This is a genomic window from Pseudomonas putida group bacterium ESBL64, assembly GCF_045277175.1.
GTDB lineage: Bacteria > Pseudomonadota > Gammaproteobacteria > Pseudomonadales > Pseudomonadaceae > Aquipseudomonas > Aquipseudomonas alloputida.
Genome location: NZ_CP145799.1, coordinates 3392060 through 3417923, shown reverse-complemented (window position 1 = coordinate 3417923; position 25864 = coordinate 3392060). Strand labels below are relative to the sequence as shown.

15 protein-coding genes, 6 tRNA genes and 3 rRNA genes are annotated in these 25864 nt (G+C 56.8%); 22 read left to right on the top strand and 2 right to left on the bottom strand.

What is annotated here, in order from left to right; translation table 11 throughout:
- Positions 1–47: 47 nt before the first annotated feature.
- Entirely contained in the window at positions 48–1139 is a 1092-nt protein-coding gene (locus V6093_RS15670; protein ID WP_070096556.1) for an anhydro-N-acetylmuramic acid kinase, read from the bottom strand.
- A gap of 3 nt (positions 1140–1142) precedes the next feature.
- A complete protein-coding gene (locus tag V6093_RS15665) occupies positions 1143–2564 on the bottom strand; it encodes a peptidoglycan DD-metalloendopeptidase family protein (RefSeq protein WP_003255509.1) in 1422 nt (473 codons plus the stop codon).
- Between the two features lie 213 nt (positions 2565–2777).
- Between V6093_RS15665 and tyrS the strand changes: the two genes are divergently transcribed.
- The 22 genes from tyrS to rpoC all read left to right on the top strand — a co-directional run bounded on the left by tyrS (position 2778) and on the right by rpoC (position 25752).
- A complete protein-coding gene (gene tyrS / locus V6093_RS15660) occupies positions 2778–3977 on the top strand; it encodes a tyrosine--tRNA ligase (protein ID WP_004574941.1) in 1200 nt (399 codons plus the stop codon).
- A gap of 572 nt (positions 3978–4549) precedes the next feature.
- Positions 4550–6086: ribosomal RNA gene (locus tag V6093_RS15655) — 16S ribosomal RNA — on the top strand.
- A 77-nt stretch (positions 6087–6163) separates the two neighbouring features.
- Positions 6164–6240, top strand: a tRNA-Ile gene (locus tag V6093_RS15650).
- Positions 6241–6246: 6 nt separating this feature from the next.
- Positions 6247–6322 (top strand) — tRNA-Ala (locus V6093_RS15645).
- Positions 6323–6556: 234 nt separating this feature from the next.
- Positions 6557–9449, top strand: a 23S ribosomal RNA gene (locus V6093_RS15640).
- 131 nt (positions 9450–9580) lie between these two features.
- A 5S ribosomal RNA gene (gene rrf / locus V6093_RS15635) occupies positions 9581–9696 on the top strand.
- The 16S, 23S and 5S rRNA genes sit together here with 2 tRNA genes alongside, the layout of an rRNA operon.
- A gap of 183 nt (positions 9697–9879) precedes the next feature.
- Positions 9880–10839, top strand: a complete 960-nt coding sequence (gene birA / locus V6093_RS15630; RefSeq protein WP_047603571.1) for a bifunctional biotin--[acetyl-CoA-carboxylase] ligase/biotin operon repressor BirA — start codon at positions 9880–9882, stop codon at positions 10837–10839.
- Entirely contained in the window at positions 10829–11578 is a 750-nt protein-coding gene (locus V6093_RS15625; protein WP_004575793.1) for a pantothenate kinase, read from the top strand. Before birA ends, V6093_RS15625 begins: the two co-directional genes overlap by 11 nt.
- Positions 11579–11585: 7 nt before the next feature.
- Entirely contained in the window at positions 11586–12011 is a 426-nt protein-coding gene (locus V6093_RS15620) for a hypothetical protein (RefSeq protein WP_003255504.1), read from the top strand.
- 152 nt (positions 12012–12163) lie between these two features.
- A tRNA-Tyr gene (locus V6093_RS15615) sits at positions 12164–12247 on the top strand.
- 24 nt (positions 12248–12271) lie between these two features.
- A tRNA-Gly gene (locus tag V6093_RS15610) sits at positions 12272–12345 on the top strand.
- Positions 12346–12374: 29 nt separating this feature from the next.
- Positions 12375–12450: transfer RNA gene (locus V6093_RS15605), tRNA-Thr, on the top strand.
- A gap of 78 nt (positions 12451–12528) precedes the next feature.
- On the top strand, positions 12529–13722 hold the full coding sequence (gene tuf, locus V6093_RS15600) for an elongation factor Tu (RefSeq protein ID WP_003255489.1): 1194 nt from the start codon (positions 12529–12531) through the stop codon (positions 13720–13722).
- 54 nt (positions 13723–13776) lie between these two features.
- Positions 13777–13852: transfer RNA gene (locus tag V6093_RS15595), tRNA-Trp, on the top strand.
- 44 nt (positions 13853–13896) lie between these two features.
- On the top strand, positions 13897–14265 hold the full coding sequence (gene secE / locus V6093_RS15590; RefSeq protein ID WP_003255502.1) for a preprotein translocase subunit SecE: 369 nt from the start codon (positions 13897–13899) through the stop codon (positions 14263–14265).
- A 9-nt stretch (positions 14266–14274) separates the two neighbouring features.
- On the top strand, positions 14275–14808 hold the full coding sequence (gene nusG / locus V6093_RS15585; protein WP_003255501.1) for a transcription termination/antitermination protein NusG: 534 nt from the start codon (positions 14275–14277) through the stop codon (positions 14806–14808).
- Between the two features lie 119 nt (positions 14809–14927).
- Positions 14928–15359, top strand: coding sequence for a 50S ribosomal protein L11 (rplK, locus tag V6093_RS15580; RefSeq protein ID WP_003255500.1), 432 nt, complete (start codon positions 14928–14930; stop codon positions 15357–15359).
- Positions 15359–16054 (top strand): 50S ribosomal protein L1, encoded by a 696-nt coding sequence (gene rplA, locus V6093_RS15575; protein ID WP_003255499.1) that lies wholly within the window; start codon positions 15359–15361, stop codon positions 16052–16054. The genes rplK and rplA overlap by 1 nt, the downstream gene beginning before the upstream one ends.
- A gap of 197 nt (positions 16055–16251) precedes the next feature.
- Positions 16252–16752, top strand: a complete 501-nt coding sequence (rplJ, locus tag V6093_RS15570; RefSeq protein WP_003255497.1) for a 50S ribosomal protein L10 — start codon at positions 16252–16254, stop codon at positions 16750–16752.
- 76 nt (positions 16753–16828) lie between these two features.
- Positions 16829–17194: a 50S ribosomal protein L7/L12 gene (gene rplL, locus V6093_RS15565; protein WP_003255496.1), complete on the top strand. Its 366-nt coding sequence runs from the start codon at positions 16829–16831 to the stop codon at positions 17192–17194.
- Between the two features lie 220 nt (positions 17195–17414).
- Positions 17415–21488: a DNA-directed RNA polymerase subunit beta gene (rpoB, locus tag V6093_RS15560; RefSeq protein WP_003255495.1), complete on the top strand. Its 4074-nt coding sequence runs from the start codon at positions 17415–17417 to the stop codon at positions 21486–21488.
- A gap of 64 nt (positions 21489–21552) precedes the next feature.
- Positions 21553–25752: a DNA-directed RNA polymerase subunit beta' gene (gene rpoC / locus V6093_RS15555; protein WP_003255493.1), complete on the top strand. Its 4200-nt coding sequence runs from the start codon at positions 21553–21555 to the stop codon at positions 25750–25752.
- Positions 25753–25864: the final 112 nt, after the last annotated feature.

Here is a 25864-nt window from a genome sequence, read left to right as displayed (position 1 = left end):
CGAAAACGCCGCGCAATTGCGCGGCGTTTTGCTTTCTGGCGTAGCGGCTATGCCGGGTAGATTGCGCCCAGTACGCGCAGGCCCTTGGCGGCAGTGACGCTGGGGCGGTTGGCGGCGATACCCTCCAGGCAGCAGTGAGCCAGCCAGGCGAAGGCCATGGCTTCGACCCAGTCCGGGTCTACGCCATAGGCGCCAGTGCTTGCAACACGGGCCGCCGGTAGCAGTTGGCCAAGACGGGCCATCAGCGCGCCGTTGCGGGCGCCCCCACCACAGACCAACAGCGCCTCGGTGCCTTGCTGGGCTTTGCCAAGCGAATCGATGATGCTGCGTGCGGTCAGCTCCAGCAGTGTCGCCTGCACGTCCTGGGCCCGGTATGCCGGCAGGTTGGCCAGGTGGCGATCCAGCCAAGGCAGGTTGAACACCTCGCGGCCGGTACTCTTGGGGCCGCTGCCGGCAAAGAACGGGTCAGCCATCAGTGCGCTGAGCAACCCGTGCTGAACCACACCCGAGGCAGCCCAGGCGCCATCTGCATCGTAGGCGTGGCCGTGCTCGCGCTCGATCCAGGCATCCAGCAGCACGTTCCCCGGGCCGCAATCGAACCCATGAACTGGCTTGTCCTGCTCAATCAGGCTGAGGTTGCTGAAACCGCCTACGTTGAGGATTGCCAGGCGTCGGCCAAGCTGGCTGAACAGGGTTTCGTGGAAGGCCGGTACCAGTGGCGCGCCCTGGCCACCGGCAGCCACATCGCGACGGCGGAAGTCGGCGACCACGCTGATGCCGGTCAGCTCGGCGAGCAGTGCGGGGTTACCGATCTGCACAGTAAAGCCGCGGGACGGTTCATGGCGAATGGTCTGGCCGTGGCTGCCGATGGCGCGAATGGCTTCGGGCTTCAGTCCCTGGCGAGCCAGCAGTTGGTGGATACCTTCGCCGGCCAGGCTGGCCCAGCGGTTTTCCGCCAGTGCGGCACGGGCAATCTCGTCAGTGCCGCTGCTGCACAGGGCCAGCAGGTCCTTGCGCAGGTCCGGGGGCATGGGCAGGTAGTGGGTGGCGAGCAGTTCAAGCTGCTCGCCTTGTTCGATCAGGGCGATATCCAGGCCATCGAGGCTGGTACCGGACATCACCCCCAGGTAGAGCGCCATGGCTTAGCGCTTGTTCGCTGCGAGCAGGGTGGCCTTTTCCTGATCCATGCGGGCAATCAGCGGCTGGCTCTGCTGCAGGAAGCGCTGACGCTCGTTCTTGGCAATCGGGTCAGCCATTGGCACCTTCTGGCTCAGCGGGTCGACGTGCACGCCGTTGACCTGGAACTCGTAGTGCAGGTGTGGGCCGGTGGACAGGCCGGTAGTGCCGATGTAGCCAATGATCTGGCCCTGTTTGACCGTACTGCCGGTCTTGATGCCTTTGGCAAAGCCCTGCATGTGGCCATACAGCGTCTTGTAGCGGTTGCCATGCTGAATGATCACGGTATTGCCGTAGCCACCACGGCGCCCGGCCAGTTCGATGCGACCGTCACCGGCTGCCTTGATCGGCGTACCTCGTGGGGCCGCGTAGTCGACGCCTTTGTGGGCGCGGATCTTGTTCAGGATGGGGTGCTTGCGACCGGCGGAAAAGCGCGAGCTGATGCGGGCGAAGTCCACCGGGGTGCGGATGAATGCCTTGCGCAGGCTGTTGCCGTCGGCGGTGTAGTAGGTAGTGTTGCCCTGCTTGTTGGTGTAGCGCACGGCAGTGTAGGTTTTGCCGCGGTTGGTGAAGCGCGCAGAGAGGATGTTACCGGTGCCGACGACCTTGCCGTCCATCACCTTCTGTTCGTAGACCACGTCGAACTCGTCCCCTGGGCGAATATCCTGGGCGAAGTCGATGTCGTAACCCAGCACGCGGGCCATGTCCATGGTCATGCTGTGGGACAGGCCGGCGCGCTGGGCGGAAGCTGACAGCGAGCTCTTGATCACGCCGTGGGCATAGGCGGTGCGTATCACCGGCTTGCTGATTTCACGGTTGAATGTGTAGCCCTTGGCGGTTTTGGTCAGGCGAATGGTTTCGAGGTTGCTGACTTTGCTGTGCAGACTGGCCAGCTGGCCATCCTTGTCGAGCTCGAACTGCAAGACCTGGCCGTGCTTGAGCTGGCTGAATTGCTTGGCCTGCTTGTTGCTGGCCAGCAAGTCATGCACAGCATTGGCGGGCAGGCCGACCTTGGCGAACAGGGTGGACAGGGTATCGCCGCGGGCCACGGTGACTTCGCGGTGGCCAGGCTCCTTGGCGGCCTCGGCAACCGGTTCGGCAGCCGGGGCCTGTTGATCGGCCTTCTGGGTTTCGGGGGTAGCCTCTTCGATCTGGGCGAAAGGCGAGCCTTGCTCACCTTCGCTTTGCACCAGGGGCGCAGCGCGGGATTCGTCTTTCAGCTGCTCGGCAGGGCTTTCGAGCTCGAGGTTGAGGGTAGTTTTCTTGGCTTCCACTTCGCTGGAAGGAAATACCAGCAAAGCCAGGCTGAGCAGGGCGGCGATGCCGCTGGCGGCCAACAGATGGCTCTTCGGATAAAGCGGGGGCGCTTTAGGCGGTTCGTTGGTCATGGGCAAGGTGACTTTGAAAAAGGTGAAATGGAAAAGATGAATGACATGATGAAGATGAAATAACTGTATAAAATATAACCAAATCCATTTTCACGCAAGGGCGCGTAGACGCCGCAAGCCTGTGTTCGGGTCACATTCCTTTGCGAAACTTGTATTTGACGGCCGATCTTGTATGGTTGGCTCCCCCTGAATCTGAGCCTTGCGGGTTTGTCTATGAAGTCGGTTGAAGAGCAGCTGGCGCTTATCAAGCGCGGTGCGGAAGAAGTACTGGTCGAGTCGGAACTGGTGGAGAAGCTCAAGCGCGGCCAACCTCTGCGCATCAAGGCCGGCTTCGACCCGACCGCTCCGGACCTGCACCTGGGTCACACGGTGCTGATCAACAAGCTGCGCCAGTTCCAGGATCTGGGCCACCAGGTCATCTTCCTGATCGGTGACTTCACCGGCATGATCGGTGACCCGAGTGGCAAGAGCGCCACGCGCCCGCCGCTGACCCGCGAACAGGTGCTGGAGAACGCCGAGACGTACAAGCAGCAGGTGTTCAAGATTCTTGATCCGGCCAAGACTGAAGTCGCGTTCAACTCTACGTGGATGGACAAGCTGACCCCTGCCGACTTCATTCGCCTGGCTTCGCAGTACACCGTCGCGCGCATGCTGGAGCGTGATGACTTCGACAAGCGTTACACCACCAATCAGCCGATTGCCATCCACGAGTTCCTCTACCCGCTGGTGCAAGGCTATGACTCGGTGGCGCTGAAGGCGGATGTTGAGCTGGGTGGTACCGACCAGAAGTTCAACCTGCTGATGGGGCGTGAACTGCAGCGGTCTTATGGGCAGGAAGCGCAGAACATCGTGACCATGCCACTGCTCGAAGGGCTCGACGGTGTGAAGAAGATGTCGAAGTCGCTGGGCAACTATGTCGGCATCCAGGAAGCGCCAGGGGTGATGTACAGCAAGCTGGTGTCGATCCCGGATACCCTGATGTGGCGTTACTTCGAGCTGCTGAGCTTCCGTTCGATGGAAGAAATCGAGCAGTTCCGGGCCGATGTTGCCAATGGCGCCAACCCACGTGACATCAAGATCAAGCTGGCGGAAGAAATTGTGGCGCGCTTCCACGGTGAGGAGGCTGCAGCCAATGCTCACCGTGCTGCCGGTAACCGTATGAAGGAAGGCGAGCTGCCGGAAGACTTGCCGGAGATCGAAGTGGCTGCGGCGGAAGACCTGCCAATTGCTGCGGTGTTGAATCGGGCTGGTCTGGTCAAGAACTCGGCTCAGGCGCGAGATTTGCTGAGTGGCGGCGCGGTGAAGGTTGATGGTGCAGTGGTCGACAAGGACTTCATGTTTGTCCTTGGTGCTACGCATGTGTGCCAGGCGGGCAAGAAGTCGTTTGGCCGGGTCACCCTCAAGGCAGAGTAATTGCCTGGATGGTTTAGCTATATAGAAGCGGGGAGGCCGATAGGCCTCCCCGCTTCGTTTTCAGCAATATTAAGGTTTCTTGAAATAAAAGGTTGACGCCCTCTCGAATCCCCTTATAATGCGCCCCACTTCCAGCGACAACGGAACGACAAACTCCTTGAGATTCAATGAGTTAGGCGATTCAGGAGATGTTGGAAGTGCTACGATCGAATGATCGAAAGCGGTTGAAATGGTGGTTGACAGCGCTTCCTAGTGCTGTATGATTCGCCTCCCGCTACGAGAGATCGCAGCGAGCCAAGTGTTTGAAGCTAAACGAGTTTCTCGCAAAAAACTTCAAAATAAACGCTTGACAGGCTCTGAGGAAGGCGTAGAATGCGCGCCTCGGTTGAGACGAAAAGCTCTTAACCAAACGCTCTTTAACAAATCGAATCAAGCAATTCGTGTGGGTGCTTGTGAGTACGGACTGATAGTCAAAAAGATTATCAGCATCACAAGTGACCATGCGAGAAATCACATAGTCATTTGAGATTGCTGAGCCAAGTTTAGGGTTTCTTAAAAACCCAAGCAGTATTGAACTGAAGAGTTTGATCATGGCTCAGATTGAACGCTGGCGGCAGGCCTAACACATGCAAGTCGAGCGGATGACGGGAGCTTGCTCCTTGATTCAGCGGCGGACGGGTGAGTAATGCCTAGGAATCTGCCTGGTAGTGGGGGACAACGTTTCGAAAGGAACGCTAATACCGCATACGTCCTACGGGAGAAAGCAGGGGACCTTCGGGCCTTGCGCTATCAGATGAGCCTAGGTCGGATTAGCTAGTTGGTGGGGTAATGGCTCACCAAGGCGACGATCCGTAACTGGTCTGAGAGGATGATCAGTCACACTGGAACTGAGACACGGTCCAGACTCCTACGGGAGGCAGCAGTGGGGAATATTGGACAATGGGCGAAAGCCTGATCCAGCCATGCCGCGTGTGTGAAGAAGGTCTTCGGATTGTAAAGCACTTTAAGTTGGGAGGAAGGGCAGTAAGCTAATACCTTGCTGTTTTGACGTTACCGACAGAATAAGCACCGGCTAACTCTGTGCCAGCAGCCGCGGTAATACAGAGGGTGCAAGCGTTAATCGGAATTACTGGGCGTAAAGCGCGCGTAGGTGGTTTGTTAAGTTGGATGTGAAAGCCCCGGGCTCAACCTGGGAACTGCATCCAAAACTGGCAAGCTAGAGTACGGTAGAGGGTGGTGGAATTTCCTGTGTAGCGGTGAAATGCGTAGATATAGGAAGGAACACCAGTGGCGAAGGCGACCACCTGGACTGATACTGACACTGAGGTGCGAAAGCGTGGGGAGCAAACAGGATTAGATACCCTGGTAGTCCACGCCGTAAACGATGTCAACTAGCCGTTGGAATCCTTGAGATTTTAGTGGCGCAGCTAACGCATTAAGTTGACCGCCTGGGGAGTACGGCCGCAAGGTTAAAACTCAAATGAATTGACGGGGGCCCGCACAAGCGGTGGAGCATGTGGTTTAATTCGAAGCAACGCGAAGAACCTTACCAGGCCTTGACATGCAGAGAACTTTCCAGAGATGGATTGGTGCCTTCGGGAACTCTGACACAGGTGCTGCATGGCTGTCGTCAGCTCGTGTCGTGAGATGTTGGGTTAAGTCCCGTAACGAGCGCAACCCTTGTCCTTAGTTACCAGCACGTTATGGTGGGCACTCTAAGGAGACTGCCGGTGACAAACCGGAGGAAGGTGGGGATGACGTCAAGTCATCATGGCCCTTACGGCCTGGGCTACACACGTGCTACAATGGTCGGTACAGAGGGTTGCCAAGCCGCGAGGTGGAGCTAATCTCACAAAACCGATCGTAGTCCGGATCGCAGTCTGCAACTCGACTGCGTGAAGTCGGAATCGCTAGTAATCGCGAATCAGAATGTCGCGGTGAATACGTTCCCGGGCCTTGTACACACCGCCCGTCACACCATGGGAGTGGGTTGCACCAGAAGTAGCTAGTCTAACCTTCGGGAGGACGGTTACCACGGTGTGATTCATGACTGGGGTGAAGTCGTAACAAGGTAGCCGTAGGGGAACCTGCGGCTGGATCACCTCCTTAATCGACGACATCAGCCTGCTGATGAGCTCCCACACGAATTGCTTGATTCATTGTCGAAGACGATCAAGACCCTATATAGGTCTGTAGCTCAGTTGGTTAGAGCGCACCCCTGATAAGGGTGAGGTCGGCAGTTCAAATCTGCCCAGACCTACCAATATGCGGGGCCATAGCTCAGCTGGGAGAGCGCCTGCCTTGCACGCAGGAGGTCAGCGGTTCGATCCCGCTTGGCTCCACCACTTGCTGTACCTTGATCAAACTCAGAAATGAGCATTCGCATCGAATGTTGATTTCTGGCTTTTGTCAGATCGTTCTTTAAAAATTCGGATATGTGATAGATATAGACTGAACACCAGTTTCACTGCTGGTGGATCAGGCTAAGGTAAAATTTGTGAGTTCTGCTCGAAAGAGCAACGTACGAATTTTCGGCGAATGTCGTCTTCACAGTATAACCAGATTGCTTGGGGTTATATGGTCAAGTGAAGAAGCGCATACGGTGGATGCCTTGGCAGTCAGAGGCGATGAAAGACGTGGTAGCCTGCGATAAGCTTTGGGGAGTCGGCAAACAGACTGTGATCCAGAGATCTCTGAATGGGGGAACCCAGCCAGCATAAGCTGGTTATCTTGTACTGAATACATAGGTGCAAGAGGCGAACCAGGGGAACTGAAACATCTAAGTACCCTGAGGAAAAGAAATCAACCGAGATTCCCTTAGTAGTGGCGAGCGAACGGGGACCAGCCCTTAAGTTGGTTTGAGATTAGTGGAACGCTCTGGAAAGTGCGGCCATAGTGGGTGATAGCCCCGTACACGAAAATCTCTTATCAATGAAATCGAGTAGGACGGAGCACGAGAAACTTTGTCTGAATATGGGGGGACCATCCTCCAAGGCTAAATACTACTGACTGACCGATAGTGAACCAGTACCGTGAGGGAAAGGCGAAAAGAACCCCGGAGAGGGGAGTGAAATAGAACCTGAAACCGTATGCGTACAAGCAGTGGGAGCCTACTTTGTTAGGTGACTGCGTACCTTTTGTATAATGGGTCAGCGACTTATATTCAGTGGCGAGCTTAACCGAATAGGGGAGGCGTAGCGAAAGCGAGTCTTAATAGGGCGTTTAGTCGCTGGGTATAGACCCGAAACCGGGCGATCTATCCATGGGCAGGTTGAAGGTTAGGTAACACTGACTGGAGGACCGAACCGACTACCGTTGAAAAGTTAGCGGATGACCTGTGGATCGGAGTGAAAGGCTAATCAAGCTCGGAGATAGCTGGTTCTCCTCGAAAGCTATTTAGGTAGCGCCTCATGTATCACTGTAGGGGGTAGAGCACTGTTTCGGCTAGGGGGTCATCCCGACTTACCAAACCGATGCAAACTCCGAATACCTACAAGTGCCGAGCATGGGAGACACACGGCGGGTGCTAACGTCCGTCGTGAAAAGGGAAACAACCCAGACCGTCAGCTAAGGTCCCAAAGTCATGGTTAAGTGGGAAACGATGTGGGAAGGCTTAGACAGCTAGGAGGTTGGCTTAGAAGCAGCCACCCTTTAAAGAAAGCGTAATAGCTCACTAGTCGAGTCGGCCTGCGCGGAAGATGTAACGGGGCTCAAACCATGCACCGAAGCTACGGGTATCATCTTACGATGATGCGGTAGAGGAGCGTTCTGTAAGCCTGTGAAGGTGAGTTGAGAAGCTTGCTGGAGGTATCAGAAGTGCGAATGCTGACATGAGTAACGACAATGCGAGTGAAAAACTCGCACGCCGAAAGACCAAGGTTTCCTGCGCAACGTTAATCGACGCAGGGTTAGTCGGTCCCTAAGGCGAGGCTGAAAAGCGTAGTCGATGGAAAACAGGTTAATATTCCTGTACTTCCAGTTATTGCGATGGAGGGACGGAGAAGGTTAGGCCAGCCTGGCGTTGGTTGTCCAGGTTTAAGGTGGTAGGCTGAAATCTTAGGCAAATCCGGGATTTCAAGGCCGAGAGCTGATGACGAGTTGCCTTTAGGCGACGAAGTGGTTGATACCATGCTTCCAAGAAAAGCTCCTAAGCTTCAGATAACTGGGAACCGTACCCCAAACCGACACAGGTGGTTAGGTAGAGAATACCAAGGCGCTTGAGAGAACTCGGGTGAAGGAACTAGGCAAAATGGCACCGTAACTTCGGGAGAAGGTGCGCCGGCGAGGGTTAAGGACTTGCTCCGTAAGCCCATGCCGGTCGAAGATACCAGGCCGCTGCGACTGTTTATTAAAAACACAGCACTCTGCAAACACGAAAGTGGACGTATAGGGTGTGACGCCTGCCCGGTGCCGGAAGGTTAATTGATGGGGTTAGCGCAAGCGAAGCTCTTGATCGAAGCCCCGGTAAACGGCGGCCGTAACTATAACGGTCCTAAGGTAGCGAAATTCCTTGTCGGGTAAGTTCCGACCTGCACGAATGGCGTAACGATGGCGGCGCTGTCTCCACCCGAGACTCAGTGAAATTGAAATCGCTGTGAAGATGCAGTGTATCCGCGGCTAGACGGAAAGACCCCGTGAACCTTTACTATAGCTTTGCACTGGACTTTGAATTTGCTTGTGTAGGATAGGTGGGAGGCTTTGAAGTGGGGACGCCAGTTCTCATGGAGCCATCCTTGAAATACCACCCTGGCAACTTTGAGGTTCTAACTCAGGTCCGTTATCCGGATCGAGGACAGTGTATGGTGGGTAGTTTGACTGGGGCGGTCTCCTCCCAAAGAGTAACGGAGGAGTACGAAGGTGCGCTCAGACCGGTCGGAAATCGGTCGTAGAGTATAAAGGCAAAAGCGCGCTTGACTGCGAGACAAACACGTCGAGCAGGTACGAAAGTAGGTCTTAGTGATCCGGTGGTTCTGTATGGAAGGGCCATCGCTCAACGGATAAAAGGTACTCCGGGGATAACAGGCTGATACCGCCCAAGAGTTCATATCGACGGCGGTGTTTGGCACCTCGATGTCGGCTCATCACATCCTGGGGCTGAAGCCGGTCCCAAGGGTATGGCTGTTCGCCATTTAAAGTGGTACGCGAGCTGGGTTTAGAACGTCGTGAGACAGTTCGGTCCCTATCTGCCGTGGACGTTTGAGATTTGAGAGGGGCTGCTCCTAGTACGAGAGGACCGGAGTGGACGAACCTCTGGTGTTCCGGTTGTCACGCCAGTGGCATTGCCGGGTAGCTATGTTCGGAAGAGATAACCGCTGAAAGCATCTAAGCGGGAAACTTGCCTCAAGATGAGATCTCACTGGGATCTTGAATCCCCTAAAGGGCCGTCGAAGACTACGACGTTGATAGGTTGGGTGTGTAAGCGCTGTGAGGCGTTGAGCTAACCAATACTAATTGCCCGTGAGGCTTGACCATATAACACCCAAGCAATTTGCTGACGCAGATTGCGGTGGTGAAGACGAAAGACCCGAAAATTCGTAAGACCACAAATATCGCATATCCGAATTCGCTGGGCTGTCCATCTGGACATTCTGGCAACAGAATTTCTTGACGACCATAGAGCATTGGAACCACCTGATCCCATCCCGAACTCAGTAGTGAAACGATGCATCGCCGATGGTAGTGTGGGGTTTCCCCATGTGAGAGTAGGTCATCGTCAAGATTCATTTCGCAAAACCCCTATCTGCGCATGCAGGTAGGGGTTTTGTCTTTGTGGGCAAAAAAGCCTGGCCTGCCACTGCTTCTCTCTGTGATTGCGATACAAGGCCTCTCCTGCAGGCCCTTTTCCTATGCAAGCCAACAGCCCATGGCTATCATGCCTCCCTTATTCCAAGTCGAGACTGGCATGCTGAAGTTGTTGAATCTCCTCAAGGACGGTCGGTTCCATTCCGGAGAAGCTCTGGGGGCAGCCCTAGGGGTGAGTCGCAGCGCAGTTTGGAAGCAGCTGCAGCATCTGGAAAGTGAGCTGAACCTCACCATTCACAAGGTTCGTGGGCGCGGTTACCAGTTGGCCGCGCCACTGGCTTTGCTTGAGGCCCAGGCAATCGCCGAGTTCGCCGTGGGCAAACAGTGGCCGGTATTCATCCACGAAACCATCGATTCGACCAATGCCGAAGGCTTGCGCCTTGCCAGTGAAGGGCAGGCGGCTCCATTCCTGGTTCTGGCTGAGCGCCAGAGCGCCGGACGCGGTCGGCGCGGCCGGCAGTGGGTCAGTCCATTTGCTGAAAATCTCTATTACAGCCTGGTGCTGCGCGTCGATGGAGGCATGCGTCAGCTCGAGGGGTTGAGCTTGGTAGTGGGGTTGGCGGTAATGCGCACCTTGCAGGCGTTCGGTGTAAAGGATGTCGGGCTCAAATGGCCTAACGATGTGCTGGTACGTGGGCAGAAGATCACCGGGATTCTCCTGGAGTTGGTGGGCGATCCTGCAGATGTCTGTCATGTAGTGCTAGGCATTGGTGTCAATGTAAACATGCAGGTAAACGAACAGGTCGATCAGCAGTGGACCTCTATGCGGCGTGAGGTTGGAGCAGCCATAGATCGCAATCACTTGGTAGCGCTGCTCAGTCAGCAGCTACAGCACGAATTGGCGCGCCATCGCCGCTACGGCTTTGCTGCATTCCAGGAGGAGTGGGAGCAGGCACACTTGTGGCAGGGGCGCAATGTATCGCTTGTTGCTGGTAGTACACGTATTGATGGTGTGGTTCTTGGCGTCGACGGGCAGGGTGGTTTGCGCCTTGAGGTGGACGGGATGGAAAAGAGCTTCAGTGGTGGTGAGCTCAGTTTGAGGTTGCGTGATGATTCTTGAGCTCGATTGCGGTAACAGCTTCATCAAGTGGCGGGTGATCCATGTCGCCGATGCTGTGATTGAAGGTGGCGGGATCGTCGATTCCGACCAGGCGCTGGTGGCCGAAGTGGCTGCGCTCGCTTCAGTACGCCTCACGGGATGCCGTATTGTCAGTGTGCGCAGCGAAGAAGAAACCGATGCGCTTTGCGCGTTGATTGCTCAGGCATTTGCCGTGCAGGCAAGAGTTGCCCACCCTGTCCGTGAAATGGCAGGTGTGCGCAATGGCTATGACGACTATCAGCGTCTGGGTATGGATCGTTGGCTGGCGGCGCTGGGGGCATTTCACCTGGCCAAGGGCGCGTGCCTGGTGATTGACCTGGGTACCGCGGCCAAAGCGGACTTCGTGTCTGCAGATGGCGAGCATCTGGGGGGCTACATCTGCCCGGGTATGCCATTGATGCGTAGCCAGTTGCGCACTCACACCCGTCGTATCCGCTATGACGATGCCTCTGCGGAGCGCGCATTGAACAGCTTGTCACCAGGTCGCTCGACTGTCGAAGCGGTGGAGCGCGGTTGCGTATTGATGCTCCAGGGCTTTGCCTACACCCAGCTTGAGCAGGCTCGTGTGCTATGGGGTGAGGAGTTCACCGTGTTCCTCACTGGCGGTGATGCGCCGCTGGTGAGGGCGGCCCTGCCACAGGCGCGGGTCGTGCCTGACCTGGTTTTCGTTGGCCTGGCAATGGCCTGCCCATTGGATTGAGGTGCCTATGCGCTGGTTGTTTCTGCTGTTACTGGTGCTCAACGTCTTTTACTACGTATGGCATCAGCAGGAAGCCCCGCTGAAGGTCAAGGAAGTCGCCCCATTGTCGCTGTACAAGGGGAATCAGCAAGAAATCCGTCTGTTGCGTGAGACAGGTGTGTCGGCACCGCCCAAGCGTCGTGATGAATGCCTGGTAGTCGGAGGCGTGAAGGGGCAGGAGCAGTTGGATGCGCTGCGTCAACGCCTGCTGAGTCTGGATATTGCCACCTCGCCGGTTGCAGGACAGCTGCCTGGGGCGGATGGTCGCTGGCTCAAGGTTGCTCCAGAAAGCGAGCGTTTGTTGGACCAAACGGTGCTCTTGGCTCTTTCCAATGATTTCAAAGACTTAAAACATAAAATTATTTTCTGCCAGGGTATTGCAACTGGCGAATAGCTTGATAGAATGGCGCCCGCTTCACAGGGAACACCACTCAGGTGGTAGAGCTGGAAGCGGTGTCAAAGCAGCTAAGTTTCAGATTTGATTGAAAAAATTTGAAAAAACGCTTGACACTAGGGCGGCAGACAAATAGAATGCCGGCCACATCTGGAGGGATTCCCGAGCGGTCAAAGGGGACGGACTGTAAATCCGTTGCGAGAGCTTCGAAGGTTCGAATCCTTCTCCCTCCACCAGTTTTAGCGAGAGCCGCAAGCTCCGCGGGTATAGTTTAGTGGTAGAACCTCAGCCTTCCAAGCTGATGATGCGGGTTCGATTCCCGCTACCCGCTCCAAGTTTGCTGGATTTTGCACAAAGTGTTTCGCTCTTGTAGCTCAGTTGGTAGAGCACACCCTTGGTAAGGGTGAGGTCAGCGGTTCAAGTCCGCTCAAGAGCTCCATATAAACAAGGCAGATATGAAAATATCTGCCTTTGTTTTATCAGCGCAAGACTATTTCTTCTGCGGAGGATTGTATCGATGGCTAAGGAAAAGTTTGATCGTTCCCTTCCCCACGTTAACGTCGGCACTATCGGCCACGTTGACCACGGTAAGACCACTCTGACCGCAGCTCTGACTCGCGTTTGCTCCGAAGTTTTCGGTTCGGCAATCGTTGAGTTCGACAAGATCGACTCGGCTCCGGAAGAAAAAGCGCGCGGTATCACCATCAACACCGCTCACGTTGAGTACAACTCGACCATTCGTCACTACGCTCACGTTGACTGCCCAGGTCACGCTGACTACGTGAAGAACATGATCACCGGTGCTGCCCAGATGGACGGCGCGATCCTGGTTTGCTCGGCCGCCGATGGTCCGATGCCACAAACCCGTGAGCACATCCTGCTGTCCCGTCAGGTAGGCGTTCCGTACATCGTGGTCTTCCTGAACAAGGCTGATCTGGTGGACGACGCTGAGCTGCTGGAACTGGTCGAGATGGAAGTTCGCGACCTGCTGTCCACCTATGACTTCCCAGGCGACGACACCCCGATCATCATCGGTTCGGCTCGTATGGCGCTGGAAGGCAAAGACGACAACGAAATGGGCACTACCGCTGTTAAGAAGCTGGTAGAAACTCTGGACAGCTACATTCCTGAGCCAGTTCGTGCTATCGACCAGCCGTTCCTGATGCCGATCGAAGACGTGTTCTCGATTTCGGGTCGTGGTACCGTTGTTACCGGTCGTATCGAGCGTGGTATCGTCCGCGTTCAGGATCCGCTGGAAATCGTTGGTCTGCGTGACACCACCACCACCACCTGCACCGGTGTTGAGATGTTCCGCAAGCTGCTGGACGAAGGTCGTGCTGGCGAGAACTGCGGCGTTCTGCTGCGTGGCACCAAGCGTGACGACGTTGAGCGTGGTCAGGTTCTGGTCAAGCCAGGTTCGGTCAAGCCGCACACCAAGTTCACCGCAGAAGTCTACGTCCTGTCGAAGGAAGAAGGCGGCCGTCACACTCCGTTCTTCAAAGGCTACCGTCCACAGTTCTACTTCCGTACCACTGACGTGACCGGTAACTGCGAACTGCCGGAAGGCGTTGAAATGGTAATGCCAGGTGACAACATTCAGATGACTGTTACCCTGATCAAGACCATCGCAATGGAAGACGGTCTGCGCTTCGCTATCCGTGAAGGCGGTCGTACCGTCGGCGCCGGTGTCGTAGCAAAAATTATTGAATAAGTAGTTGATTTACTTGATCAGGCCGGTATAATGGCCGGCCTGATACAGCGTTACAGGTCAGTAGCTCAATTGGCAGAGCGACGGTCTCCAAAACCGTAGGTTGGGGGTTCGATTCCCTCCTGACCTGCCATTTCACCTCGGTGTGATGGCTTTCTTCTTACAGGATCCTCCTCGATGACCCCCAAAACTGAAGCCCAAGAATCGCGTTTTGATCTGTTCAAGTGGCTGGCTGTAGTGGCTTTGGTGGTTGTTGGTGTCGTGGGTAATCAATATTACTCCGCCTCTCCAATCCTGTATCGCGTTCTTGTGCTTCTCGTCCTTGCTGCTGTCGCGGGCTTTGTAGCTCTGCAGACTGCGAAGGGCAAGTCGTTCTTTGCGTTGGCGAAGGAAGCTCGTACCGAGATTCGTAAAGTCGTGTGGCCGACCCGCCAGGAAACCACCCAGACCACGCTGATTGTCGTGGCTGTCGTGCTGGTTATGGCACTGCTGCTGTGGGGGCTCGACTCCCTGCTCGGCTGGGCGGTCTCCTTGATCGTTGGCTAAAGGTGTCCCGTGGCTAAGCGTTGGTATGTTGTGCATGCTTACTCGGGTTACGAGAAGCATGTAATGCGCTCCCTCATCGAGCGCGTCAAGCTGGCTGGCATGGAAGACGGTTTCGGCGAGATCTTGGTCCCGACCGAAGAAGTCGTCGAAATGCGCAATGGCCAGAAGCGCAAGAGTGAGCGTAAATTCTTCCCTGGCTATGTGCTGGTCCAGATGGAGATGAATGAAGGGACTTGGCACTTGGTCAAGGACACCCCTCGCGTGATGGGCTTTATCGGCGGTACTGCTGACAAGCCTGCGCCGATTACCGATAAAGAAGCTGAGGCCATCCTGCGTCGCGTTGCCGACGGTAGCGATAAGCCGAAGCCCAAGACGCTGTTCGAGCCAGGTGAAGTGGTTCGAGTCATTGATGGTCCGTTCGCTGACTTCAATGGTAGTGTCGAAGAAGTTAACTACGAAAAGAGTCGCCTGCAGGTTGCGGTGCTCATTTTCGGTCGCTCTACTCCGGTGGAGCTCGAGTTCAGCCAGGTCGAAAAGGTCTAGGCGGACGAAGCATCCCATACCCCGCAGCCCTGTGTGCTGCGGGGTTTTGTCGTCACTGGGATAAAACGCAAGTCATCCGGGGAGCCATCAGGCGTTCGTACCCGATTTTGGAGTAGCTCATGGCTAAGAAGATTCAGGCTTACATCAAGCTGCAAGTTAAGGCCGGCCAGGCCAACCCAAGCCCACCCGTTGGTCCAGCTCTGGGTCAACATGGTGTGAACATCATGGAATTCTGCAAGGCCTTCAACGCCCGTACCCAGGGTCAAGAAGCCGGCCTGCCGACTCCAGTGATCATCACTGTCTACAGCGACCGTAGCTTCACCTTCGAGACCAAGAGCACCCCTGCCTCGGTTCTGCTGAAGAAAGCTGCTGGCCTGACCAGTGGTTCGGCTCGCCCGAACACCGTTAAAGTCGGTACCGTTACCCGTGCTCAGCTGGAAGACATCGCGAAAGCCAAACAGGCTGACCTGACTGCCGCTGACCTGGACGCTGCTGTACGCACCATCGCTGGCTCTGCCCGCAGCATGGGCCTGAACGTGGAGGGTGTGTAATGGCTAAGCTGACCAAACGCCAAAAGGCAATCGCCGAGAAAATCGAAGCAGGCAAGGCCTACAACTTCGAAGAAGCGGCAACTCTGCTGGCCTCGCTGCCTGCTGCCAAGTTCGTCGAGTCCTACGACATCGCTGTTAACCTCGGTGTTGACCCGCGTAAATCCGACCAGGTCGTACGTAGCGCTACCGTGCTGCCACACGGCACTGGCAAGACCGTTCGCGTTGCTGTCTTCACCCAGGGTCCAGCTGCTGAAGCTGCTCTGGCTGCCGGCGCTGATCGCGTAGGTATGGACGATCTGGCTGCCGAAATGAAAGGCGGCGACCTGAACTATGACGTCGTTATCGCATCGCCTGATGCCATGCGCGTTGTAGGTCAGCTGGGTCAGGTTCTGGGTCCTCGCGGCCTGATGCCTAACCCGAAAGTTGGTACCGTGACCCCAGACGTAGCCACTGCCGTGAAAAACGCCAAGGCTGGTCAGGTTCGCTACCGTACCGACAAAAACGGTATCATCCACACCTCCGTTGGCAAGATCGGCTTTGAAGCTGACAAGCTGAAGGAAAACGTTGAAGCCCTGATCGCTGACCTGAAGCGTATCAAGCCAGCTTCCTCGAAAGGTATCTACGTTAAGCGCGTTACCCTGAGCACCACCATGGGCCCAGGTCTGGTCATCGATCAGAGCTCGCTGAACGTGTAAGAACATGGCGGCGCGACCAGTCGCGCCACCAGCAAAAATTGGGGTCCCTGCCTGGCGGGGGCTATCCAAGACCGTAGGCGGCGCAAGCCTTAAAATATCAGCCCACGCAGATGGTGCTCCCGATTCGTTACCGAATCAGACACCAAAACGACATCCGGCCTCGGCCAGATGAAACGGTAAAAACCAGGAGTAAACCCGTGGCAATTAAACTCGAAGACAAGAAGGCCATCGTCGCTGAAGTCAACGAGGCTGCCAAAGTCGCTCTGTCCGCTGTCGTGGCTGATGCCCGTGGTGTGACTGTAAGCGCAATGACCGGACTCCGTAAAGAGGCCCGCGAAGCTGGCGTATACGTACGTGTAGTGCGTAATACCCTGCTCAAGCGCGCTGTTGAAGGCACCGAATTCTCGATCCTCAACGACGCGTTCAAAGGCCCGACCCTGATTGCTTTCTCCAACGAACACCCGGGCGCTGCTGCTCGTCTGTTCAAAGAGTTCGCCAAGGGTCAGGACAAGTTCGAGATCAAGGCAGCTGCGTTTGACGGCAATTTCATTGCAGCGAACCAGATCGACGTGTTGGCTACCCTGCCGACCCGCGACGAAGCTATTGCACGACTGATGAGCGTTATTCAAGGCGCCACCAGCAAGCTGGCTCGTACTCTGGCAGCCATTCGCGACCAGAAAGAAGCTACCGCCGCCTAAGGCGTGCGAACTCTTTCAAAATCATACGTTTAATTTGATGGCTGCGTAGGCTGTCACCCCAATACAGGATTGAGTCATGTCTCTGACTAACGAACAAATCATCGAAGCAATCGGCCAGAAAACCGTTCTGGAAGTTGTTGAGCTGATCAAAGCAATGGAAGAAACCTTCGGCGTTACCGCTGCTGTTGCCGCTGCTGGCCCAGCTGCTGCTGCTGCCGTTGTTGAAGAGCAGACCGAGTTCAACGTTGTTCTGGTTGAAGCCGGCGACAAGAAAGTGAACGTGATCAAAGCCGTTCGCGAACTGACCGGTCTGGGCCTGAAAGAAGCCAAAGAGAAAGTCGATGGCGCTCCTCAGGTTGTAGCTGAAGGCGTTTCGAAAGAAGCCGCTGAAGACGCTAAGAAGAAGCTGGAAGAAGCAGGCGCTAAAGTCGAGCTGAAGTAATCTCGACCTTGCGATGCCAGCCTGAGCGTTGAGCGAAAGGCTGATGGCTGGTGGCTTATGCCACCGGCCTTTTTCCGTTATTGGTGGCCGGTCAGGCCGGTCCCGATAACGAGCTGCAAGACACCCATGTGGGTGGCGCAAACCAAGGGGTTTGCACGATTTTCTGGCTGCTCCCGCCGGGAGAAGCCAAACAAGCAGGTGACCAAGCTGGGGAACGCTGATGGCTTACTCATACACTGAGAAAAAACGTATCCGCAAGGACTTTAGCAAGTTGCCGGACGTCATGGATGTGCCTTACCTCCTGGCCATCCAGCTGGATTCGTATCGCGAATTCCTGCAAGCGGGAGCATCCAAGGATCACTTCCGCGACGTCGGCCTGCACGCGGCCTTCAAATCGGTATTCCCGATCATCAGCTACTCCGGCAATGCTGCCCTGGAGTACGTAGGCTATCGCCTGGGCGAACCCGCCTTCGATGTGAAGGAATGTGTCCTGCGTGGCGTGACCTTCGCGGTCCCACTGCGGGTCAAGGTGCGCCTGATCATCTTCGACAAGGAATCGTCGAACAAAGCGATCAAGGACATCAAAGAGCAAGAAGTCTACATGGGTGAAATCCCCCTGATGACTGAGAACGGTACCTTCGTTATCAACGGTACCGAGCGTGTGATCGTTTCCCAGCTGCACCGTTCGCCTGGTGTGTTCTTCGACCACGACCGTGGCAAGACCCACAGCTCGGGCAAGCTGCTGTACTCCGCTCGCATCATCCCTTACCGCGGTTCCTGGCTGGACTTCGAGTTCGACCCGAAGGACTGCGTGTTCGTGCGTATCGACCGTCGCCGCAAACTGCCGGCCTCGGTGCTGCTGCGCGCCCTGGGTTACAGCACTGAAGAAGTGCTGAATACCTTCTACACCACCAACGTGTTCCACATTTCCGGCGAAAAACTCAGCCTGGAACTGGTGCCACAGCGTCTGCGTGGTGAAGTTGCGGTCATGGACATCCATGACGAAACCGGCAAAGTCATCGTCGAGCAAGGCCGCCGTATTACCGCGCGCCACATCAACCAGCTCGAGAAGGCCGGCGTCAAGCAACTGGACGTTCCAATGGAATACGTCCTGGGTCGCACTACCGCCAAGGCTATCGTGCATCCGGCTACCGGCGAAATCCTCGCCGAATGCAACACCGAGATGACCACCGAGCTGCTGATCAAGGTCGCCAAGGCGCAGGTTGTCCGTATCGAGACCCTGTACACCAACGACATCGATTGCGGTCCGTTCATCTCTGACACTCTGAAGATCGATACCACCAGCAACCAGCTGGAAGCTCTGGTCGAGATCTACCGCATGATGCGTCCAGGCGAGCCGCCAACCAAGGATGCAGCCGAGACCCTGTTCAACAACCTGTTCTTCAGTGCCGAGCGTTACGATCTGTCCGCCGTAGGCCGCATGAAGTTCAACCGTCGTATCGGTCGTACCGAGATCGAGGGTTCGGGCGTGCTGAGCAAGGAAGACATCGTCGAGGTTCTGAAGACCCTGGTCGATATCCGTAACGGCAAAGGTATCGTCGACGACATCGACCACCTGGGTAACCGCCGCGTACGTTGCGTCGGCGAGATGGCCGAGAACCAGTTCCGTGTTGGCCTGGTGCGTGTCGAGCGCGCGGTCAAGGAACGCCTGTCGATGGCGGAAAGCGAAGGCCTGATGCCGCAAGACCTGATCAACGCCAAGCCGGTAGCGGCGGCGGTGAAAGAGTTCTTTGGCTCCAGCCAGCTGTCCCAGTTCATGGACCAGAACAACCCTCTCTCGGAGATTACCCACAAGCGCCGCGTCTCTGCACTCGGCCCTGGCGGTCTGACCCGTGAGCGTGCCGGCTTCGAAGTCCGTGACGTACACCCGACCCACTATGGCCGTGTGTGCCCGATCGAGACCCCTGAAGGTCCGAACATCGGTCTGATCAACTCCTTGGCGGCCTACGCCCGCACCAACCAGTACGGCTTCCTGGAAAGCCCGTACCGCGTGGTTAAGGAAGGCGTTGTCAGTGACGACATCGTGTTCCTGTCGGCAATCGAAGAGGCGGATCACGTCATCGCACAGGCTTCGGCCGCGATGAACGACAAGAAGCAACTGATCGATGAGCTGGTAGCAGTTCGTCACCTGAACGAATTCACCGTCAAGGCGCCGGAAGACGTCACCCTGATGGACGTTTCGCCGAAGCAGGTTGTTTCCGTTGCAGCGTCGCTGATTCCGTTCCTCGAGCACGACGACGCCAACCGTGCGTTGATGGGTTCGAACATGCAGCGTCAGGCTGTACCAACCCTGCGTGCCGACAAGCCGCTGGTAGGTACCGGCATGGAGCGCAACGTTGCCCGTGACTCCGGTGTCTGTGTGGTTGCTCGCCGCGGTGGTGTGATCGACTCGGTCGACGCTAGCCGTATCGTTGTTCGCGTTGCCGACGACGAAGTGGAAACCGGCGAAGCAGGTGTGGATATCTACAACCTGACCAAGTACACCCGTTCGAACCAGAACACCTGCATCAACCAGCGTCCGCTGGTGAGCAAAGGTGACAAGGTTCAGCGTGGTGACATCATGGCCGACGGCCCGTCCACCGACATGGGTGAGCTGGCTCTGGGTCAGAACATGCGCATCGCGTTCATGGCGTGGAACGGCTTCAACTTCGAAGACTCCATCTGCCTGTCCGAGCGTGTGGTTCAGGAAGATCGCTTCACCACCATCCACATTCAGGAACTGACCTGTGTGGCGCGTGACACCAAGCTCGGCCCAGAGGAAATCACTGCGGACATCCCGAACGTGGGTGAAGCCGCACTGAACAAGCTGGACGAAGCCGGTATCGTTTACGTAGGTGCTGAAGTTGGCGCTGGCGACATCCTGGTTGGCAAGGTCACGCCAAAAGGCGAAACCCAGCTGACTCCGGAAGAAAAACTGCTGCGCGCAATCTTCGGTGAGAAGGCCAGCGACGTTAAGGACACCTCCCTGCGTGTGCCAACCGGCACCAAGGGTACTGTCATCGATGTACAGGTCTTCACCCGTGATGGCGTGGAGCGCGATAGCCGCGCGCTGGCCATCGAGAAGATGCAGCTCGACGAGATCCGCAAGGACCTCAACGAAGAGTTCCGCATTGTTGAAGGTGCAACCTTCGAGCGTCTGCGTTCTGCCCTGAACGGCCAGGTGGTTGATGGTGGTGCGGGCCTGAAGAAAGGCACCGTGATCACTGACGAGGTGCTGGACGGTCTGGAGCACGGCCAGTGGTTCAAACTGCGCATGGCTGAAGATGCACTGAACGAGCAGCTGGAAAAGGCTCAGCAGTACATCGTCGACCGTCGCCGTCTGCTGGACGACAAGTTCGAAGACAAGAAGCGCAAGCTGCAGCAGGGCGATGACCTGGCACCGGGCGTACTGAAGATCGTCAAGGTTTACCTGGCAATCCGCCGTCGCATCCAGCCGGGTGACAAGATGGCCGGTCGTCACGGTAACAAGGGTGTTGTCTCGGTCATCATGCCGGTTGAAGACATGCCGCACGATGCCAACGGTACTCCGGTTGACGTCGTACTGAACCCGCTGGGTGTACCTTCGCGTATGAACGTTGGTCAGATCCTTGAAACCCACCTGGGCCTCGCGGCCAAGGGTCTGGGCGAGAAGATCGACCGCATGCTCGAAGAGCAGCGTAAAGCTGCTGAGCTGCGCGTGTTCCTGACCGAGGTCTACAACGAGATCGGCGGTCGTCAGGAAAACCTCGACGAGTTCACCGACGAAGAGATCCTGGCCCTGGCTAACAACCTGAAGAAAGGCGTGCCGATGGCTACCCCGGTCTTCGATGGTGCCAAGGAGCGCGAGATCAAGGCCATGCTGAAGCTGGCCGACCTGCCAGAGAGCGGCCAGATGGTGCTGTTCGACGGCCGTACCGGCAACAAGTTCGAGCGTCCTGTGACCGTTGGTTACATGTACATGCTCAAGCTGAACCACTTGGTGGACGACAAGATGCACGCGCGTTCCACTGGTTCCTACAGCCTGGTTACCCAGCAGCCGCTGGGTGGTAAGGCGCAGTTCGGTGGTCAGCGTTTCGGGGAGATGGAAGTGTGGGCGCTGGAAGCATACGGCGCGGCATACACCCTGCAAGAAATGCTCACAGTGAAGTCGGACGACGTGAACGGCCGTACCAAGATGTACAAGAACATCGTGGATGGCGATCACCGTATGGAGCCGGGCATGCCCGAGTCCTTCAACGTGTTGATCAAAGAGATCCGTTCGCTCGGTATCGATATCGATCTGGAAACCGAATAACACGTGACGCGAAGGGGAGTGGGGCAGGTAATGCCCGCTCCCTGCTCCGCCAGGAGGAAAGGCCTTGAAAGACCTACTGAATTTGCTGAAAAACCAGGGTCAAGTCGAAGAGTTCGACGCCATCCGCATCGGTCTGGCGTCGCCTGAAATGATCCGTTCGTGGTCGTTCGGTGAAGTTAAGAAGCCGGAAACCATCAACTACCGTACGTTCAAGCCTGAGCGTGACGGCCTGTTCTGCGCCAAGATCTTTGGCCCAGTCAAGGACTACGAGTGCCTGTGCGGCAAGTACAAGCGCCTCAAGCACCGCGGCGTAATCTGCGAGAAGTGCGGCGTTGAAGTTGCCCTGGCGAAGGTTCGTCGTGAGCGCATGGCGCACATCGAGCTGGCCTCGCCGGTTGCCCACATCTGGTTCCTGAAGTCGCTGCCGTCCCGTATCGGCCTGCTGATGGACATGACCCTGCGTGATATCGAGCGCGTGCTCTACTTCGAGAGCTATGTCGTTATCGACCCGGGCATGACTACCCTGGAAAAGGGTCAGCTGCTGAACGACGAGCAGTACTTCGAAGCGCTGGAAGAGTTCGGTGACGACTTTGACGCCCGCATGGGTGCCGAGGCTGTCCGCGAGCTGCTGCACGCTATCGACCTGGAGCACGAGATCGGCCGCCTGCGCGAAGAAATTCCGCAGACCAACTCGGAAACCAAGATCAAGAAGCTTTCCAAGCGTCTGAAGCTGATGGAAGCTTTCCAGGGCTCGGGCAACCTGCCTGAGTGGATGGTCCTGACCGTCCTGCCAGTGCTGCCGCCGGACCTGCGTCCGCTGGTTCCGCTGGATGGTGGCCGTTTCGCGACTTCCGACCTGAACGACCTGTATCGTCGGGTGATCAACCGTAACAACCGTCTGAAGCGCCTGCTGGATCTGTCGGCGCCGGACATCATCGTGCGCAACGAAAAGCGCATGCTGCAGGAAGCGGTCGACGCCCTGCTGGACAACGGCCGCCGTGGTCGCGCCATCACTGGCTCGAACAAGCGTCCGCTGAAGTCCCTGGCCGACATGATCAAAGGTAAGCAAGGTCGCTTCCGTCAGAACTTGCTCGGTAAGCGTGTTGACTACTCGGGCCGTTCGGTAATTACCGTAGGTCCGACCCTGCGTCTGCACCAGTGCGGTCTGCCGAAGAAGATGGCCCTCGAGCTGTTCAAGCCGTTCATTTTCGGCAAGCTGGAAATGCGTGGTCTGGCGACCACCATCAAGGCTGCCAAGAAGATGGTCGAGCGCGAGCTGCCAGAGGTGTGGGACGTTCTCGCCGAAGTGATTCGCGAACACCCCGTACTGCTCAACCGTGCACCGACTCTTCACCGTCTGGGTATCCAGGCGTTTGAACCCGTACTGATCGAAGGTAAGGCTATCCAGCTGCACCCGCTGGTCTGTGCTGCGTACAACGCCGACTTCGACGGCGACCAGATGGCCGTTCACGTGCCGCTGACCCTGGAAGCCCAGCTCGAAGCGCGTGCGCTGATGATGTCGACCAACAACATCCTGTCGCCAGCCAACGGTGAGCCAATCATCGTTCCGTCGCAGGACGTTGTACTGGGTCTGTATTACATGACCCGTGAAGCGATCAATGCCAAGGGCGAGGGTCGCGTGTTCGCCGACCTGCAGGAAGTCGACCGCGTATTCCGCGCCGGCGAAGCCGCCCTGCACGCGAAAATCAAGGTTCGTATCAACGAAACCGTGAAAGAGCGTGATGGCTCGGTGGTCAAGAACACCCGCATCGTCGACACCACCGTCGGTCGTGCGCTGCTGTTCCAGGTTGTGCCAGCAGGTCTGCCGTACGACGTGGTCAACCAGCCGATGAAGAAAAAGGCGATCTCTAAGCTGATCAACCAGTGCTATCGCGTGGTTGGTCTGAAAGAGACCGTTATCTTCGCCGACCAGCTGATGTACACCGGTTTCGCTTACTCGACCATTTCCGGCGTTTCCATCGGTGTTAACGACTTCGTTATCCCGGACGAGAAAGCCCGCATCATCGGTAACGCTACCGACGAAGTGAAGGAAATCGAGAGCCAGTACGCCTCCGGTCTGGTAACCCAGGGCGAGAAGTACAACAAGGTCATCGACTTGTGGTCGAAGGCGAACGACGAAGTGTCCAAGGCGATGATGGCCAACCTCTCGAAAGAGAAGGTCATCGACCGCGAAGGCAAGGAAGTCGAGCAAGAGTCCTTCAACTCGATGTACATGATGGCTGACTCGGGTGCGCGGGGTTCCGCAGCCCAGATCCGTCAGCTGGCCGGTATGCGTGGTCTGATGGCCAAGCCGGACGGCTCCATCATCGAGACGCCGATCACTGCGAACTTCCGTGAAGGTCTGAGCGTACTTCAGTACTTCATCTCGACTCACGGTGCTCGTAAGGGTCTGGCGGATACCGCACTGAAAACCGCTAACTCCGGTTACCTGACTCGTCGTCTGGTGGACGTTGCCCAGGATCTGGTTGTGACCGAGATCGACTGCGGCACCGATCAGGGCCTGGTGATGACGCCACACATCGAAGGCGGCGACGTTGTAGAGCCGCTGGGTGAGCGTGTATTGGGTCGTGTCATCGCCCGTGACGTGTTCAAGCCAGGCACCGAGGACGTTATCGTTCCGGCCGGTACCTTGGTCGACGAGCAGTGGGTTGAGTTCATCGAGCTGAACAGCATCGACGAAGTGATCGTGCGTTCGCCGATCAACTGCGAAACCCGCTACGGCATCTGCGCCAAGTGCTACGGTCGTGACCTGGCTCGCGGTCATCAGGTGAACATCGGTGAAGCTGTCGGCGTTATCGCTGCCCAGTCGATCGGTGAGCCGGGTACCCAGCTGACCATGCGTACGTTCCACATCGGTGGTGCCGCAAGCCGTACTTCGGCTGCCGACAGCGTCCAGGTGAAGAATGGCGGTATGGTGCGTCTGCACAACCTGAAGCAGGTTGAGCGTGCCGACGGTAACCTGGTTGCCGTATCGCGTTCGGGTGAGTTGGCGATTGCCGACGAGTTCGGTCGTGAGCGTGAGCGCTACAAGCTGCCTTACGGTGCGGTGATTTCGGTCAAGGAAGGTGAAAAGGTCGAAGCTGGCGCCATCGTTGCCAAGTGGGACCCGCACACTCACCCGATCGTTACCGAGCTGAAAGGTACCGTGACCTTCGTGGGCATGGAAGAAAACATCACCATCAAGCGTCAGACCGATGAACTGACTGGCTTGACCAACATTGAAGTACTGGACGTCAAGGATCGCCCTGCCGCAGGCAAGGAAATCCGTCCAGCAATCAAGATGGTCGATGCCTCAGGCAAGGACCTGTACCTGCCAGGTACCGACGTACCTGCCCAGTACTTCCTGCCAGCCAACGCCCTTGTCGGTGTGGCTGACGGTGCGCAGATCGGTGTTGGTGACGTTATCGCGCGTATCCCGCAAGAAACGTCGAAGACCCGTGACATTACCGGTGGTCTGCCGCGTGTTGCCGACCTGTTCGAAGCGCGTCGTCCGAAAGAAGCCTCGATTCTGGCTGAAGTCAGCGGCACCATCGCATTCGGTAAAGAGACCAAGGGCAAGCGTCGCCTGGTAATCACTCCGACCGACGGTAGCGATCCGTACGAAGAGCTGATTCCGAAGTGGCGCCACCTGAACGTCTTCGAAGGTGAACAGGTAAACCGCGGCGAAGTTATCTCCGACGGCCCGAGCGATCCGCATGACATCCTGCGTCTGCTGGGTGTGAGCGCGCTGGCGAAGTACATCGTCAACGAGATCCAGGATGTTTACCGTCTGCAAGGCGTGAAGATCAACGACAAGCACATCGAGACCATCCTGCGTCAGATGCTGCGCAAGGTCGAGATCTCCGAGTCGGGCGATTCCAGCTTCATCAAGGGCGACCAGATGGAACTGACTCAGGTGCTGGTAGAGAACGAGCGTCTCGCTGGCGAGGACAAGTTCATCTCCAAGTTCACCCGTGTGCTGCTGGGTATCACCAAGGCCTCGCTGTCCACCGAGTCGTTCATCTCCGCGGCTTCCTTCCAGGAAACCACCCGCGTACTGACCGAAGCGGCTGTAACCGGCAAGCGCGACTACCTGCGCGGCCTGAAAGAGAACGTGGTCGTGGGTCGTCTGATCCCGGCTGGTACTGGTCTGGCCTACCACAGCGAGCGTAAGCGTCGCCGTGATGCCGACAAACCGCTGCGTGTAAGCGCCAGTGAAGTGGAAGCTGCACTGACCGAAGCGCTGAATTCCAGCGGTAACTAAGTACAGGGCAAGGCCCCGGCAAGCCTCGGGCGAGCATCGGCGACATGAAATGTTGCCGATGATCGGGCGGGGAGGGCCGGGGCCTCGTCTTGACTGGGTGCAAGATCCTCTT

Excerpts from the sequence above, each read along its gene's own strand:
- V6093_RS15665 (WP_003255509.1), bottom strand. The coding sequence starts at position 2,564 with ATGACCAACGAACCGCCTAAAGCGCCCCCGCTTTATCCGAAGAGCCAT.
- tyrS (WP_004574941.1), top strand. The coding sequence starts at position 2,778 with ATGAAGTCGGTTGAAGAGCAGCTGGCGCTTATCAAGCGCGGTGCGGAA.
- rplL (WP_003255496.1), top strand. The coding sequence starts at position 16,829 with ATGTCTCTGACTAACGAACAAATCATCGAAGCAATCGGCCAGAAAACC.
- tuf (WP_003255489.1), top strand. The coding sequence starts at position 12,529 with ATGGCTAAGGAAAAGTTTGATCGTTCCCTTCCCCACGTTAACGTCGGC.
- birA (WP_047603571.1), top strand. The coding sequence starts at position 9,880 with ATGCTGAAGTTGTTGAATCTCCTCAAGGACGGTCGGTTCCATTCCGGA.
- V6093_RS15670 (WP_070096556.1), bottom strand. The coding sequence starts at position 1,139 with ATGGCGCTCTACCTGGGGGTGATGTCCGGTACCAGCCTCGATGGCCTG.
- rplA (WP_003255499.1), top strand. The coding sequence starts at position 15,359 with ATGGCTAAGCTGACCAAACGCCAAAAGGCAATCGCCGAGAAAATCGAA.
- secE (WP_003255502.1), top strand. The coding sequence starts at position 13,897 with ATGACCCCCAAAACTGAAGCCCAAGAATCGCGTTTTGATCTGTTCAAG.
- rplK (WP_003255500.1), top strand. The coding sequence starts at position 14,928 with ATGGCTAAGAAGATTCAGGCTTACATCAAGCTGCAAGTTAAGGCCGGC.
- rpoB (WP_003255495.1), top strand. The coding sequence starts at position 17,415 with ATGGCTTACTCATACACTGAGAAAAAACGTATCCGCAAGGACTTTAGC.
- V6093_RS15625 (WP_004575793.1), top strand. The coding sequence starts at position 10,829 with ATGATTCTTGAGCTCGATTGCGGTAACAGCTTCATCAAGTGGCGGGTG.
- V6093_RS15620 (WP_003255504.1), top strand. The coding sequence starts at position 11,586 with ATGCGCTGGTTGTTTCTGCTGTTACTGGTGCTCAACGTCTTTTACTAC.